Origin of the sequence: Halonatronomonas betaini, assembly GCF_015666175.1 — a bacterium.
GTDB lineage: Bacteria > Bacillota > Halanaerobiia > Halanaerobiales > Halarsenatibacteraceae > Halonatronomonas > Halonatronomonas betaini.
Window position 1 is genome coordinate 423571 of record NZ_JADPIE010000002.1, and the last position, 13125, is coordinate 436695.

Genomic DNA, 13125 nt, shown 5'->3' on the forward strand with positions numbered 1-13125 from the left:
ATTTATAGCCCCCTCTCAAGATTTCTCGTTGTAAAGACTCCTGGATCTATCTCAGTATTATAATCAACCTCATTCAAAATCAACCTGGTCTGACTGCCACTTTCATGATCAGTCATTTCCAGCATCTGAGCAGTCCAGCGTCCATAAAGTTCGGCATGATCAAAGGTCAGTAAAGTCTTGACCAATTCCCCGGCTTCATAGTAATCAATCTTGAGAGGCAGCCAGAATTCACTATCAACTTTTACCTCCAGATTACTGTAAGCAACCCCGTCATTTACCGGTATCAGATCTAATTTATAGGCTTCATGACCCTCAAATTCAACTACTTCAACTAATTCAGCCTGATAATCATTGCCAAACCCGGCAGTACCTAAAGCCTCCATATCTTCATAACTTAAATCACTTCCCATAAAATCTCCCTGTTTGGCCGAGCCAGCAATCCGTCTGGTATTATTTAACTCAGGTAGATATAACCACATATCATCATCTTCCATTAATAGTCCAGTCCCGGCAACATCAGCTGGAGCTAAAAACCTAACCAGCATCTGCTCGTTCCCGGCTTCAACTCTACTCCAGGTTGCAATCTCTCTACTCCTCTCGCTCCCTCTGGATGAAACAAGGACCATCTCCTGTTCCATATATTTATTATCAACCCTCATTGTCTCATCCATATTTTCTAAAACCTCCTGACCGGTCATGGCATTTAGCTGATTAAATAATCCTCCAGCAAATACCATCGCTGCAACCAACATCATCACAATCAATCTCTTTCTCATTTTTACTACCTCCTAATTTTTTCTATTTGTAATATTACTGCCGGCATTACCAGAATTGAACCAACTGCTGCAGCCAGCATTAAAGTCGTCACCAGTATTCCAAAAAACCTGAATGGTGGGAAATAAGAAAATATCAAAATTATAAAACCACTAATTACAGCTATTGCATTGCTCATAATAGCCGAACCGATCGTCTCAACTGTTCTAACAACGGCCTCTCTAACCTGCAAACCTTTCTTTTTTTCCTCTAAATACCTTGCATAAACCATAATTGCATAATCAACACCAACTCCAATTCCAATACTGGAAATCAAGACAGTTACAACATCAAGCTTGATTCCAGCCCAGCCCATAATTCCAAAGTTTAATACAGTCAAAAACCCGACTAGCACAACTGATAGAATACTGCCCTGCCAGGATTTCAGCAGAAGATAAACTATAAAGAAAACAGCAATTAAAGCTGTAATAATACTGCTCAGCTGGCCCTCAATAATCATCTCAGCCAGGGCATCAATTAAGACTATAATCCCAGTCGAAGTGATCTCCACAGGCTGGTCGCCAAAATGTTTTGCCCCTAAATCATCAATCTTACTCATCAACCTGTCAATCTCAGAGCCTGAAGTATCCTGGACCAGTGCCTGTATTCTGGCCCCATCCTCCTCAAAGGTTAGAAATCTCTCCAGATAATCACTATCATTCATTTCAATTAAGAGCAGATACTGGGAGATAAGATTGCCACTATCAGGCACATAATAATTATCTCCTTCTCCAGTCTGGAGGGCCAGATTGGTCTTAGAAATTATATCAGTCAGAGAAGTTGGCCTTCCAACCATTCCAGTCTCATAAAGCTCCTTCTGAAAGGCTTCCATAGACTGTAGAATCTCTGGTTCAGTAACATCATAACCTTCAATAATTATCTCAACTGATTCTGAACCACTAAATTTATCCCTGACAAAATCATAGGCAATCCTCGGCTCAGAGTCTTCAGCAAAGAAATTAAAGAAATTACTATCTATTTCTATCCGTGGCAGTCCTGCCAGTGACAGAATTAAAATTATAGCAGTTAAACCAATAATCAATTTAGGCCTATCGATTGCTTTTATAAGCATCTCCCCGATCTTTGACCTCTCATTAAACTCCCTGGTCTTCCCTTCTCCTAGCAATGAAATCACTGCTGGAATAAAAGTTAGAGAGATAAATAATGCAGCCAGAACCCCAAAACCGGTAAAGAGTCCAAACTCCTGGATTAGAGTAATATCGCTCAAAAGATTCGAAGCAAAACCAGCAGCAGTCGTTCCCCCGGCCATTAAAACAGCAACACCAACAGAAGTTATAGAAGCAATAACTGCCACCTCACTCTTAAGTCCAGAGCCCATCTCTTCATAATACCTCTTTAAAATAAAGATACCAAAGGCAGTTCCAAGGCTGATCAAAATAACCGGCATCACAGCATTTAAAGGGGAAAAATCTTTATTTAATAACCCCATAAAACCGACAGTCCAGACTAAACTAAACCCAACTGAGGCAAAGGGTAATAATATCCCCCTAAAAGATTTAAATACAAACCATAAAATTAATCCGATCATCACCAATACCAGTGGCACTAAAAACTTAAGGTCTGCCTGCATCGACTCAGCCAGAACGTTATTTAAAACCGGGGTACCAGTCAGGTAAATCCGCTCATGGCCTTCATACCCGGCAACTATCTCTCCTATTTCATCAGCCACAGCCAGGGAATCATAATCAGGATTTACCTCACTAATAATCAACGTTGCCTGACTATCCTCAGATACAATAAAGCCCCCATACATCCTATCGCCAAGAACATCATCCTTTAACCTCTGCATACTTACTTCATCTTCAGGTATTTCATCAACCAGGGGTTCAATTTTGAGATCGCCATCAACCCCCTTGATATCATCAATTGCCGTCAGACTCTGCACCGAACTTACCCCCTGAAATTCCTCGAACTCCCTGCTCAAGCGGTCAATATTCTCTAAAGTCCTCTGATTAAAAACATCATCCGTCTCCAGGGCAACCATAATATACTCACCACTGCCATAAATCTCTTCTACATGATCATAGGTCATTACCCTGGGATCATCTTCAGGAAAAAAATCTTTAATATCAGTCGTCATCGTTACACCTCTGGCAAAATAGACTGCCACAAATGTAATCAATATTACTGTAATCACAACTATAAGCGGATGTTTAACAGAAAAATCAGCTAACCTCTTCATAAACATTACCTCCAGCAAACTATAATGGTGAATCACCATTCACTATAAGCTAAAATAAAAAGCAGTCTCTACAACTGCCCTTTATATTATAAATTTTATCCCGGGGTTAAATTCAAGTGAATGATGATTCATTTATAAATTTAACATAAAGATTTCAGCCTGTCAAGTCCAAATCAAAAAACTTTTTAATTAATCCTCCCACTATTTCAAATAAAAAAATGGTAACCTGACAGTTACCTGCCGGTTACCACCTCCGTTAAATTCTCTATTACCCAATTGCTTTTTCAATCTCAGCAACTAACCTGTCAACCTCAGCAAAATCATCTTCTAATCCTTTACCCTTAGAAATAACAGGATCAAATAATTCAAGATCAAGTTTACCTAAAGAGCCGACAATATCATCGACCATCTTGCCGCCCCAGCCTTCAGAACCAATGATTGATGCATACTCAACCTTAGGATTTAAAGCATTGGCCAGGCTAACAGCATAGGAGACATTTGGATGGGCAGCAGTCAGTACAGTCGGCGAACCGACAACAACGACAGCGGCATCAACTAAAGCCATCGCCAGCTGACCTAATTCAACATCCCTTAAATTAAAGGGGGTCACCTTTATCCCCTTTTCCATCAAACTATCAACAAAGTAATCTACCAGTTCACCGGTACTGCCATGCATTGAAATATAGGGAACGACAACCTCTGGCTTAACCGGTCCATCAACCCAGTCCCGGTAGGCATCAAAGATAAAGTCAGGTTCCTGATAAACCGGCCCATGACTGGGGGCAATCATATCAAGCTCCAACTCTTCAACCTTGTCAAGGTTTTTAGTTATAATCTTTCTAAAGGGCATCATTATCTGGGCATAATACCGCTTGGCAGCCTTATAGACCTCATCTTTATCTTCAACAAATAAATCACTGGTTGCAAAATGAGAGCCAAAGAAATCACATGAGAATAAAATCTCGTCCTCGACAAGATAAGTCGACATAGTCTCTGGCCAGTGGACCCATGGTGTTTCAATAAATCTAAGAGTCCTATCACCTAGTGATAAAGTATCGCCATCTGCTACAACCTCAACCCTGTCATCATCTAGATGGAGCAGTTTCTCCAGCATATCCTTACCCTTTTTTGTTGTTAAAACAGTGGCCTCAGGATAACTATCTAAAACTGCAGGAATTGCCCCGGAATGGTCCTGCTCTGAATGATTTGAAATCACATAATCAATTCTTTCAACATTAAGCTCGGCCAGATTGTCCAGTAATTTCTCTCCATAATGTTCTTCAACAGTATCAATTAAAACATTAATCTCCTTGCCTTCAATAAAATAAGCATTATAACTGGTTCCTCCTGGCAGTGGAATCAACTCATCAAATAAATGCCTGTCCCAATCAATCACCCCGACTGAATGAATATCTTTTACCAATTTACGAATTGCCATCATAATTCACTCCTTATTATTTTAAAGTTTAGTTTTTTACTCTGCTTTCATTATTACATAAAAAAGCCTAACTGTATTTGATTTATGTCACATTAATATTTTCCCTTAGTGATTATTCTCATAGCAGAAGCAGGGCAGCTCAGGTATAATTTAACCAGCAGCAATAATTTTACCAATAGCAAAACTCTAAAATATTAGATATAATATAACTATATAATACTAATGAAATAAAATAAAGGAGGTTTATTTGCAAATGACACCTGATTTTTCCGACTTAACTCACCAAAAGATAACAGATTTAATCAGTTCGACAGAATCTCCTGTACCGGCTGCCATCTCAACTGCAGCCCTAAATTCAATTAATGGCCTGGCCCTGGCCGAACTGGCAATTAAAGTCGCCCTGAATAATAAAGCCGACCAGGATTTAAATAAATTTTTTAAGCAGATCCCTGAATACAAAAAGGAATTATACCAGCTGGCCGCTAAAGACTGCCAGTCCTGGGACCAGGAAACTAAAACCTTTAATAAAGATCTCTTAATCAATACACCCTCTCAACTTGCAGAAAAATTAATCGTTATCCTGGAAAAACTCAATCAAATCAAAGATAAGATTACCGGTCAGGTCACTGCAGACTTCCAGGCAGGTTATTCAATCATCAAAAATAGCACCTGGATAGCAATCGATATCTATAAGCTTAATCTAGATTACTTCGACCTCCCATTAACCGATTTAAAAGATATCAGAGATAAAATATCTAAACTGTGACAAATCTCACTGTAATCTCAAATCTTTAGTTTTATAATCATAAATGTCGGACTTGAATGAATTGCAATTCACTGAAATTCTACTAAAATTTTAAGGAGGAAAAAACAATGAAAGTAATTAAAATGAATGAAATCGAAGGTAGTACAAATAAAAGAGGTGTAACCTCAAAACAGCTCCATAAAAACGAAGATGTCCAGCTAATGAACCTGATCTTACAGCCAGGGGATGTAGTCCCTGCCCATGCAGTTCCAGTTAATGTCTTCTTCTATATCGTTTCAGGTAAGGGCACTTTACAGATCGGTGACGAAGAAAAGGTTGTCGAGGCAACAGATATTATCCCCTGCCCACCAAACACTGAAATGAGCCTGAAAGCAGACCAGGACCAGGAATTTATTGTTATTAATGTAAAAACCCCAAGTCTATAAATAAAAAGCCACTAAAAGGTAGGGAGCAAAGTGATTATAGCAATTTCAATTAACCTGATCACGATTCTGCTTGTGATCTATTCACTAACTAAATCTAAAGAGAAAACCAGGAAATCATTAAAAATTGCTTTTATGAAGGCTCTCTCTTTAGGCCCCTGGATCATAGCAATCATCTTTGGGATCGGGTTGCTTCTAACCTTTATTCCCCCGGAGACTATTGAGTATTATTTAGGAGGCGATATGCGGATTAGCCAGGTCGTTCTGGCTGCCCTTGTCGGCACAATCAGTATGATCCCAAGCCTTATCTCCCTCCCATTATCTGGCTCATTGATAGATTCCGGGGCATCCTACACAACAATTGCAGCCTTTTACACAACTCTAACAATGGTCGGTTTTGTCACCATGCCTTTAGAAATAAAGACTCTAGGCAAAAAGGTAACATTATGGCGCAATCTTTTTGCTTTCACCTTTGCTATTATCATTTCAATCTTTATCGGTATTTTAATGTAAGGAGGCTGCCATGAAAAAGAAAGAACAAAATAAACCAGACCCAAAAAATAAATTTAAAAAACTATTAATCATTTTTGCAGCAATTATTATAGTTTTTTCCCTGCTAACAATTTTATATCCTGAAAAATCAGCTACAGGCAGAGAAATATCCTTCAACTATTTAAAAGAAATAGTCCTGATCTTCCCTGCTGTCCTGGTCCTGATGGGGCTGGCCGATGTCTGGATTCCCCAGGATAAAGTAGAAAAATATTTAGGCAATAATTCTGGCCTTAAAGGCTTATTACTCTCTATTTTCATGGGAACCCTGCCTACCGGCCCGGTTTTTATCGCCTTCCCTCTGGCTTCACAATTACTAAAAAAAGGAGCAAGCATCATGAATGTTGTTGTCCTGCTAGGAGCCTGGGGTTCACTAAAGCTAACCCAGATTGGAGTCGAGATCCATTTCTTAGGCCTAGAATTTGCCTTCTACCGGGTAATGCTCACCCTTGCCGGGATCATAGCCATTGGCTTTCTAACTTCACTCTTAACAAATCCACAGAAACAGCAAAGAGAAATAAACCAGGCAGGCCCTGGCCACTAAATAAATCCAACCTGGTAACCTGCCTGAATATAAATTATTTACTAACCCCGGTAAAATTAAAACCATTCACCTTTAATGCCGGGAGATACATATAACCATAAAATCCACCGACCTTTTCCCGGCTGGAACTAATCGCCTCAACCTGATTTAAACTTTCAACAATATTCTGGGTAAAGCGGAGATTCTTGACTGGCGCCTTAACCCTGCCATTCTCAATCAGGAAGGTTCCATCTCTGGTCAAACCAGTCAGAATAGCCTTACGGGGATTAATCACATTAATATAATGGAACCTTGTAATCAATAGACCCTTCTCGGTACCGGCTATCATCTCCCCAAGCTCAGCCTCACCATTAGCCATTACTAAATGCAATGGAAATCCTCCAACAGAGGGATCGCCAACAGAATGGCCGGTAGTCTCTACCCCAGCCTTTCTGGCTGATTCAAGGTCATAGGCCAGCTCTTTCGCTACCCCATTTTCAATTATATTCAATTTCTGTCTTTTGGCCCCCTGAAAATCAAAGGGAAAATCAATTGTATTCGGATCCTGACAATCATCAACCAGAGTAATATTATCGCCGAATACCTGTTCACCAAGCCTATCTGCTAGAAAACTCATCCCTTCCTGGACAGATCTCCCGCTAAAGCCAATATAGGAGAGATAACTAATCAACCCTCCAACTGCAGCCGGTTCCAGGATAACATCATACTCTCCAGGCTCAATCTCAATAGCATCCCTTGAATCCCTTGCCTTATCAGCAGCCCGCTTAAATTCTTTGCCAATATCAATATCTTCAGCCCTATTGGATATAGCAGCTGCATAACCGGTAGCCCCTGACTGCTCAGTAATTACCGTCTTAAAATCAACCTTATCCAGCCTGGAATACCTGGTTATTCCATTGGTATTTCCTAAAGCCATAAAATTCTGATTCAATTCCAGACTTCCAGCAGCATTTAAATCTGAATCAAGCTCCCCAAAAGCAGCTTTCAGTTTTTGGGCCCTATTTTCAATATTAAATTCCCTCTCTAACTCCTTAAAATAATTGTCAGAACTGATATCAGCCGGCTCCGAAATAAAACTTTTAACCCTCTCACTCTCAGGCAGCTCCATTAACCTCTGCCCGGCCTCTTTAACTAATTTCCGCAAAGAGTCATTATCAAAATCATTAGTAGTCACCTTCAACTCCCGGCCATCTTTATGCAGAGTTATCTCAGCTTCCAGCTCATCACTGGCAACATTCTGATGAATTTCAGAACCAGCAAACCTTGTCAACTCCTGGTTCTCACCCTTTAAGATCACCTGCATATCAAGGCTGCCAGCAGTACTTAAAATCCTGTCCAGTACCATATAAGCTCCAGATTTCTTTAGCATTACTTATCAACCCCTATCTGCACATTTTTAAATCTGGCTGGAGCAGAACCATGACCGACATGGCCAGACTGCATCGGCTCACCTTTACCACAATTTGGCACCCCATATAACTGCCAGTCCTCTTCACCGGCAATCCCATCACAGCTCCTCCAGAACTCTGGCGTACTCCCGGTATAGACTGGATTCTTAAAAATCCTGCCAGTTAATTCACCATCTTTAATCTCATAGGCAATCTCACAGCCAAACTGAAAATTCAACCTCAAATCATCTATACTCCAGCTCCGATTATTCTTTAAATAAAATCCATAATCAATCCCGGCAATTAATTCAGCAAACTCATAATCTCCAGGTTCTAAATTAATATTAGTCATTCTAATTAAAGGCAACTTACTCCAGCCATCAGCCAGAGCCGCCCCGCCAGAACTCTCATCTAATTCAAAGGCAGTCTCCCTTGAAGTCAGGAAATTCTTTAAAATACCATCCTCAATAATCTTAACCTTCTGGGCCGGCACACCTTCATCATCATAACCAAAGCTCCCTAAACCTCCGGGGCAGGTAGCATCAGCTACAACATTAACCTTTTCTGAGCCATACTGAAACTCACCTGCCATTTCAGTCTCTAAAAAGCTGGTCCCGGCAAAGGCCGCCTCTGAACCAAAGACCCTGTCCAGCTCAATCGGATGGCCGATACTTTCATGTATCTGCAGGGTCATCTGAGAACTATCTATCACCAGATCATACTTGCCAGCAGGAATCTCCTCGGCTTCAGTCAGGGCCTCAGCCTCCCTGGCAATCTCCTCAGCATGACCTAAAAGGTCAAGTTCTTCAATAAACTCATATCCAGCCTTGCTGTAATTACCGCCAAAGCCACAGGGATAATTCCTGACCTGGAGATCATCTCCAACTGCCTTGGCTGTAATACCTCCTCCAGATTCATATAATTTCTGAACAAGATAGCTCCCCTCAGAATCACAATAAATCTTCTTCTCTTTTCTAAAAGAAAGAGAGCCGCCAGTCTGAAATAATTCAGCCGCTTCAACCATTTTCTCCTCAGCATCTAATAATAGCTCTATTTTTTCATCCAGAGGAACTTCAAAGGGATCTCTCTCAATTGGTGTCTCATAAAAATCATCCATTACCTCTTTTTCGGCCAGATCCACTGGATTTCTATTAACCTTACTGCTTGCAACTGCAATCCTGATAGCCTTTAAGGCAGTCTGTTCTAAATTATCAAGATCAGAAGTGGCAGCAAAACCCCAGGCTCCATTAACTAAAACCCTGATACCTGCTCCCTTGTCAGACTTATTATTAATCGACTGAACTTCCTGATCCTCTGTCCTTATCTCCTCTTCTTCAAGTTCAATATGTCTTATATCAGCATAATCAGCCCCCTGCTCCAGGGCATAATCGATCAATTCCTTTAATATTTTCTCCAAATCTATCCCTCCCAGATATAATAATCCTTCCACTAAATAATATTCAAGATACTTAAAAATATACCTGCAAAGCCATGAAAAAAACCACCTATAAATTTATAGGTGGCAGGAAAATTCAATATTTATTATTTCTGGATAATCTCTACCTCATATCCATCTGGATCACTTATAAAATACAGGCCTCCATCGGCTTCGTCACCAACAGTATAAATATCAGTAACCTCATAACCGGATTCTTTATGTTCCTGATGAGCCTCTTCAATATCATCAACAACAACAGCAAAATGGCTAAAACCATCGCCAATCTCGTAAGGCTCTTCCCGGTCATAATTATAGGTAAGCTCTATCTCAAAGTCACTATCTGGCCCCTTTAAAAAAACTAATGTAAACTCATCTTCAGGATAATCACTCCGCCTGGCAACTTCAAAATTCAGGGCATCTTCATAAAATTCAATCGACTTCTCCAGATCAAGCACCCGAATACATCCATGAACTATTTTATAATCCTGACTCATTTTATCACTCTCCTCTTTTAAATTATAACACTGATATTAATTCAATTCAATCTATTAAAAGATTGAATAAATTACTAAATAAAGCTATAATAATAACATAAAACAGATAATTGGAGGTAACTAATGAAAATAACAAAAATTGTTTCCTGGCTGGGACTAATTGCAATGGTATTAGTAATCTCAAATGGCTTTATCAATGGTAGCTTTACAGAAGATGGCGGCGAACTCCTTGCCAATCCCTGGGGAATAGTCTCCCTGGTCGATCTCTATGTCGGCTTTATCATCTTTTCACTCTGGATAGCTTTCAGAGAAAAAACTATTCAGGCAAAGATTATCTGGATTGCCTTAATGATGGTATTCGGCTTTCTAACTGCCAGCCTTTATACCTTAATAACTGCTTATAAGAGCGAAGGCAACTGGCTTAAATTTTTCTTAGGTGCAAGAAAAGATTCTCTAATCAACTCAGAACAGGCGGTTAAATAATGGCTATAAACTCTCAGGAAATAATCGATGAACTAAAATCAGTAATTTCAGGCAGAACCTTTGATGCAGTTTTGCCCCCCTTAGTTTTTGTCTTTACCAATAACCTCTTCAATCTAAACATCGCTGCAATCATAGCATTAAGTTTAGCAGCAATTCTAGCCATCCGCAGGTTTATTAAAGGTGAAAACTGGTTTTATGCCCTGGGCGGCCTGCTTGGTACAGGCCTGGCTGCCGGCCTTGCCCTCATCTCAAGGACTGCCACAGGTTATTTTATCCCTGGTATTATAACCAGCATCCTAATTCTTATAATAGCCCTGATTAGCTTAATCCTTAAAAAGCCACTGGCTGCCTGGGCCAGTCATCTAACCAGAGGCTGGCCCCTGGAATGGTTCTGGCGAGATGACATCAAACCGGCCTACCAGGAAGTCACCATCTTCTGGGCAGTCTTATTCGCAGTCCGCTTAACAGTCCAGCTTATTTTATTTAGAGCAGGAGATGCCACCAGACTTGCCTGGGCCAATACTATATTAGGCTGGCCAGTCACAATTTCTGTTTTAATTTTAAGTTATATCTATGGTATCTGGAGACTAAAAAAGCTAGGAGGGCCAGGAGTTGATGAATTCAGGGAAGGCAAAGAACCGCCCTGGGAGGGCCAGAAAAAGGGCTTCTAAAAAATTTCTAGCCCCGGGTAAATATCTTGAATCTATATTTAATATGTTTATTCACTTATAAAATTGTTCACTAAAAAATAAAACCTTAATAATAACTTAACTTTACAGGAGTTGATGATCATAATGGCTAAATTCAAAGACTTTTTAAAGCTTGATATCAGAGTTGGTGAAATTATTTCAGCAGAAAATTTTGAAGAGGCCCATGACCCTGCCTATAAACTGGAAATCGATTTCGGCCAGGAAATAGGTAAAAAACAGTCCAGCGCTCAGATCACGGAACATTATCAACCAGCTGATCTTATCGGCAAGCAGGTACTGGCAGTAATTAATTTCCCACCAAAACAGATAGCAAATTTCATCTCTGAAGTCCTGGTCTTAGGAACCTATTCTGAAGATGGAGTAATCTTAATTACTCCTGATAAGGAAGCCAAAAAAGGTGATAAACTGGGATAAAAAAATCCCCGCCAGTTCAGGCGGGGTATAAAAACTAAATCTTAATTACAAAATTTATCTCTTTTATCTGTTTCTGCTATAGAATAACATTAAGAGCAGGTGCTTCAGCTATTTCAAAGTCGATCTGAGCAAAACTTTCTTCGACCTCTAACTGATAACCAAAATCATCATCCATTTCTTCAAAGTCTTCCTCATCTGGCACACCACAGGCTGCAACAGCAAATACAACCAGTACCATTATAAGACTAAATGCAACAGCTTTCTGTAATTTAGTCATCATTTACACCTCCCCATCTGTTTTTTGTAATTCTTTATTATAATACTAGTATAGATTATAATTATGTAATATATATGGATTTTTCATAGAGTAATATTAAAATAACCGGGGAAGAATTGTGAAAATTAAAAAAGACTGGCAACTTAACAGCCAGCCTTTATATTACTCCAAATTAATCTCAGCTTATTTTCATAATCTTATTCGATCTCAGTCTCAGGCTTAACCTCTAATTTCTTTTCCTTAGCCAGCTTCTTATTTAAGATTAGCTGCTCTTTCCTGGAGGCAAAGCCATCTGAGACCTGAGGGTCGAAATGGATATCCATCTGTGGATAAGGAATTCCAATTCCAGCCTCATCAAATCTCCTTTTGACATCTTCATGCATATCAAAGTTGACAGTAATTGCATCTTTAGTATTTACCCAGACCCTGGTTGTTATATTAACTGAACTGTCAGCATGCTCGCTAACCCTGACAATTGGTTCCGGTTCAGAGAGGATCTTCTCATTACTGGCAATAATCTCTTTAATAATAGCCTTTGCCTCTTCAAAATCGTCATCATAACCGATCCCAAATACCATGTCAACTCTTCTTTCAGAATTTGCACTAAAATTAGTTATACTATTATTTGCCAGAGAGCCATTAGGAATATAAACCCGCTTATTGTCCGGGGTATTCATAATAGTATAGAGCAATTGAATCTCAATAACTTTACCCAGGTGACTACCTGTATCAATAAAATCTCCTACCTTAAATGGGTGAAAAATTAATAAGAGAACTCCACCGGCAAAGTTTGCCAGACTTCCCTGGAGAGCAAAACCAACAGCAAAACCGGCAGCACCTAGAATTGCCACAAATGAAGTCATTTCAATGCCGACAGTTGAAGCAGCAGTTATCACCAGTAGAACAATTAAAATAGCCTTTAATAATGAAATAGTAAACCTTGTTAGAGTCGGTTCAAACTTATTCTCCAGACCTTTTTCAGCCATCTTTACAGCCAGCTTAATTAAAAACCAACCAACAAAGAACAAAATAACCGCAAAGATAAATCTCAAACCATAAAATGAAATTAATTCAACAAGATTAGATGCCTGCATTAAACCCCTCCTCTATAAAAATAATCATTTTCTTATTTTAACTAACTAAATTGTATCATAATATTTACAATTTTTAAATAGGTAAAACAAAA

Annotated in this window: 15 protein-coding genes; 7 read left to right on the forward strand and 8 right to left on the reverse strand. The window is 39.5% G+C overall.

Annotation, left to right across the window (positions count from 1 at the left end; genetic code table 11):
- Positions 1-2: 2 nt before the first annotated feature.
- The 3 genes from I0Q91_RS05140 to I0Q91_RS05150 form a co-directional block, all read right to left on the reverse strand.
- The gene (locus I0Q91_RS05140) at positions 3-776 is read right to left on the reverse strand and encodes an outer membrane lipoprotein-sorting protein (protein ID WP_270453331.1); all 774 of its coding nucleotides are present in this window, start codon (positions 774-776) and stop codon (positions 3-5) included.
- A gap of 5 nt (positions 777-781) precedes the next feature.
- Entirely contained in the window at positions 782-3016 is a 2235-nt protein-coding gene (locus tag I0Q91_RS05145) for an efflux RND transporter permease subunit (RefSeq protein WP_270453333.1), read from the reverse strand.
- A gap of 268 nt (positions 3017-3284) precedes the next feature.
- A complete protein-coding gene (locus I0Q91_RS05150; protein ID WP_270453335.1) occupies positions 3285-4457 on the reverse strand; it encodes an FprA family A-type flavoprotein in 1173 nt (390 codons plus the stop codon).
- 250 nt (positions 4458-4707) lie between these two features.
- Here I0Q91_RS05150 and I0Q91_RS05155 point away from each other — a divergent pair, with 250 nt between their 5' ends.
- The 4 genes from I0Q91_RS05155 to I0Q91_RS05170 all read left to right on the forward strand — a co-directional run bounded on the left by I0Q91_RS05155 (position 4708) and on the right by I0Q91_RS05170 (position 6735).
- The gene (locus tag I0Q91_RS05155; protein WP_270453336.1) at positions 4708-5220 is read left to right on the forward strand and encodes a cyclodeaminase/cyclohydrolase family protein; all 513 of its coding nucleotides are present in this window, start codon (positions 4708-4710) and stop codon (positions 5218-5220) included.
- 107 nt (positions 5221-5327) lie between these two features.
- Positions 5328-5645, forward strand: a complete 318-nt coding sequence (locus I0Q91_RS05160; protein ID WP_270453338.1) for a cupin domain-containing protein — start codon at positions 5328-5330, stop codon at positions 5643-5645.
- 30 nt (positions 5646-5675) lie between these two features.
- On the forward strand, positions 5676-6155 hold the full coding sequence (locus I0Q91_RS05165; RefSeq protein ID WP_270453339.1) for a permease: 480 nt from the start codon (positions 5676-5678) through the stop codon (positions 6153-6155).
- A gap of 10 nt (positions 6156-6165) precedes the next feature.
- On the forward strand, positions 6166-6735 hold the full coding sequence (locus tag I0Q91_RS05170) for a permease (RefSeq protein ID WP_270453340.1): 570 nt from the start codon (positions 6166-6168) through the stop codon (positions 6733-6735).
- 34 nt (positions 6736-6769) lie between these two features.
- Here the strand turns inward: I0Q91_RS05170 and I0Q91_RS05175 are convergent, their stop codons facing one another.
- The 3 genes from I0Q91_RS05175 to gloA all read right to left on the reverse strand — a co-directional run bounded on the left by I0Q91_RS05175 (position 6770) and on the right by gloA (position 10055).
- The gene (locus tag I0Q91_RS05175) at positions 6770-8104 is read right to left on the reverse strand and encodes a TldD/PmbA family protein (RefSeq protein ID WP_270453341.1); all 1335 of its coding nucleotides are present in this window, start codon (positions 8102-8104) and stop codon (positions 6770-6772) included.
- Positions 8104-9540, reverse strand: coding sequence for a TldD/PmbA family protein (locus I0Q91_RS05180; protein WP_270453342.1), 1437 nt, complete (start codon positions 9538-9540; stop codon positions 8104-8106). The genes I0Q91_RS05175 and I0Q91_RS05180 overlap by 1 nt, the downstream gene beginning before the upstream one ends.
- A 125-nt stretch (positions 9541-9665) precedes the next feature.
- A complete protein-coding gene (gene gloA / locus I0Q91_RS05185) occupies positions 9666-10055 on the reverse strand; it encodes a lactoylglutathione lyase (protein ID WP_270453343.1) in 390 nt (129 codons plus the stop codon).
- 123 nt (positions 10056-10178) lie between these two features.
- Between gloA and I0Q91_RS05190 the strand changes: the two genes are divergently transcribed.
- The 3 genes from I0Q91_RS05190 to I0Q91_RS05200 all read left to right on the forward strand — a co-directional run bounded on the left by I0Q91_RS05190 (position 10179) and on the right by I0Q91_RS05200 (position 11662).
- Positions 10179-10538: a DUF1475 family protein gene (locus tag I0Q91_RS05190; RefSeq protein WP_270453345.1), complete on the forward strand. Its 360-nt coding sequence runs from the start codon at positions 10179-10181 to the stop codon at positions 10536-10538.
- The gene (locus I0Q91_RS05195) at positions 10538-11209 is read left to right on the forward strand and encodes a DUF3159 domain-containing protein (RefSeq protein ID WP_270453346.1); all 672 of its coding nucleotides are present in this window, start codon (positions 10538-10540) and stop codon (positions 11207-11209) included. The genes I0Q91_RS05190 and I0Q91_RS05195 overlap by 1 nt, the downstream gene beginning before the upstream one ends.
- Before the next feature lie 123 nt (positions 11210-11332).
- Positions 11333-11662 carry a tRNA-binding protein gene (locus I0Q91_RS05200; protein ID WP_270453347.1) on the forward strand — a complete coding sequence of 110 codons (330 nt, stop codon included), beginning with the start codon at positions 11333-11335 and terminating at the stop codon, positions 11660-11662.
- A gap of 76 nt (positions 11663-11738) precedes the next feature.
- On the opposite strand, the gene I0Q91_RS05205 is transcribed toward I0Q91_RS05200, so the two are convergent.
- Together I0Q91_RS05205 and I0Q91_RS05210 are read right to left on the reverse strand one after the other, a co-directional pair.
- Entirely contained in the window at positions 11739-11939 is a 201-nt protein-coding gene (locus tag I0Q91_RS05205) for a hypothetical protein (protein ID WP_270453348.1), read from the reverse strand.
- A gap of 197 nt (positions 11940-12136) precedes the next feature.
- On the reverse strand, positions 12137-13033 hold the full coding sequence (locus I0Q91_RS05210; protein WP_270453349.1) for a mechanosensitive ion channel family protein: 897 nt from the start codon (positions 13031-13033) through the stop codon (positions 12137-12139).
- Positions 13034-13125 lie beyond the last annotated feature (92 nt).

What these genes read in the sequence shown, in the direction of transcription:
- I0Q91_RS05140 (WP_270453331.1), bottom strand. Translation starts at nt 776, where the DNA reads ATGAGAAAGAGATTGATTGTGATGATGTTGGTTGCAGCGATGGTATTT.
- I0Q91_RS05145 (WP_270453333.1), bottom strand. Translation starts at nt 3,016, where the DNA reads ATGAAGAGGTTAGCTGATTTTTCTGTTAAACATCCGCTTATAGTTGTG.
- I0Q91_RS05150 (WP_270453335.1), bottom strand. Translation starts at nt 4,457, where the DNA reads ATGATGGCAATTCGTAAATTGGTAAAAGATATTCATTCAGTCGGGGTG.
- I0Q91_RS05155 (WP_270453336.1), top strand. Translation starts at nt 4,708, where the DNA reads ATGACACCTGATTTTTCCGACTTAACTCACCAAAAGATAACAGATTTA.
- I0Q91_RS05160 (WP_270453338.1), top strand. Translation starts at nt 5,328, where the DNA reads ATGAAAGTAATTAAAATGAATGAAATCGAAGGTAGTACAAATAAAAGA.
- I0Q91_RS05170 (WP_270453340.1), top strand. Translation starts at nt 6,166, where the DNA reads ATGAAAAAGAAAGAACAAAATAAACCAGACCCAAAAAATAAATTTAAA.
- I0Q91_RS05175 (WP_270453341.1), bottom strand. Translation starts at nt 8,104, where the DNA reads ATGCTAAAGAAATCTGGAGCTTATATGGTACTGGACAGGATTTTAAGT.
- gloA (WP_270453343.1), bottom strand. Translation starts at nt 10,055, where the DNA reads ATGAGTCAGGATTATAAAATAGTTCATGGATGTATTCGGGTGCTTGAT.
- I0Q91_RS05190 (WP_270453345.1), top strand. Translation starts at nt 10,179, where the DNA reads ATGAAAATAACAAAAATTGTTTCCTGGCTGGGACTAATTGCAATGGTA.
- I0Q91_RS05195 (WP_270453346.1), top strand. Translation starts at nt 10,538, where the DNA reads ATGGCTATAAACTCTCAGGAAATAATCGATGAACTAAAATCAGTAATT.
- I0Q91_RS05200 (WP_270453347.1), top strand. Translation starts at nt 11,333, where the DNA reads ATGGCTAAATTCAAAGACTTTTTAAAGCTTGATATCAGAGTTGGTGAA.
- I0Q91_RS05205 (WP_270453348.1), bottom strand. Translation starts at nt 11,939, where the DNA reads ATGACTAAATTACAGAAAGCTGTTGCATTTAGTCTTATAATGGTACTG.
- I0Q91_RS05210 (WP_270453349.1), bottom strand. Translation starts at nt 13,033, where the DNA reads ATGCAGGCATCTAATCTTGTTGAATTAATTTCATTTTATGGTTTGAGA.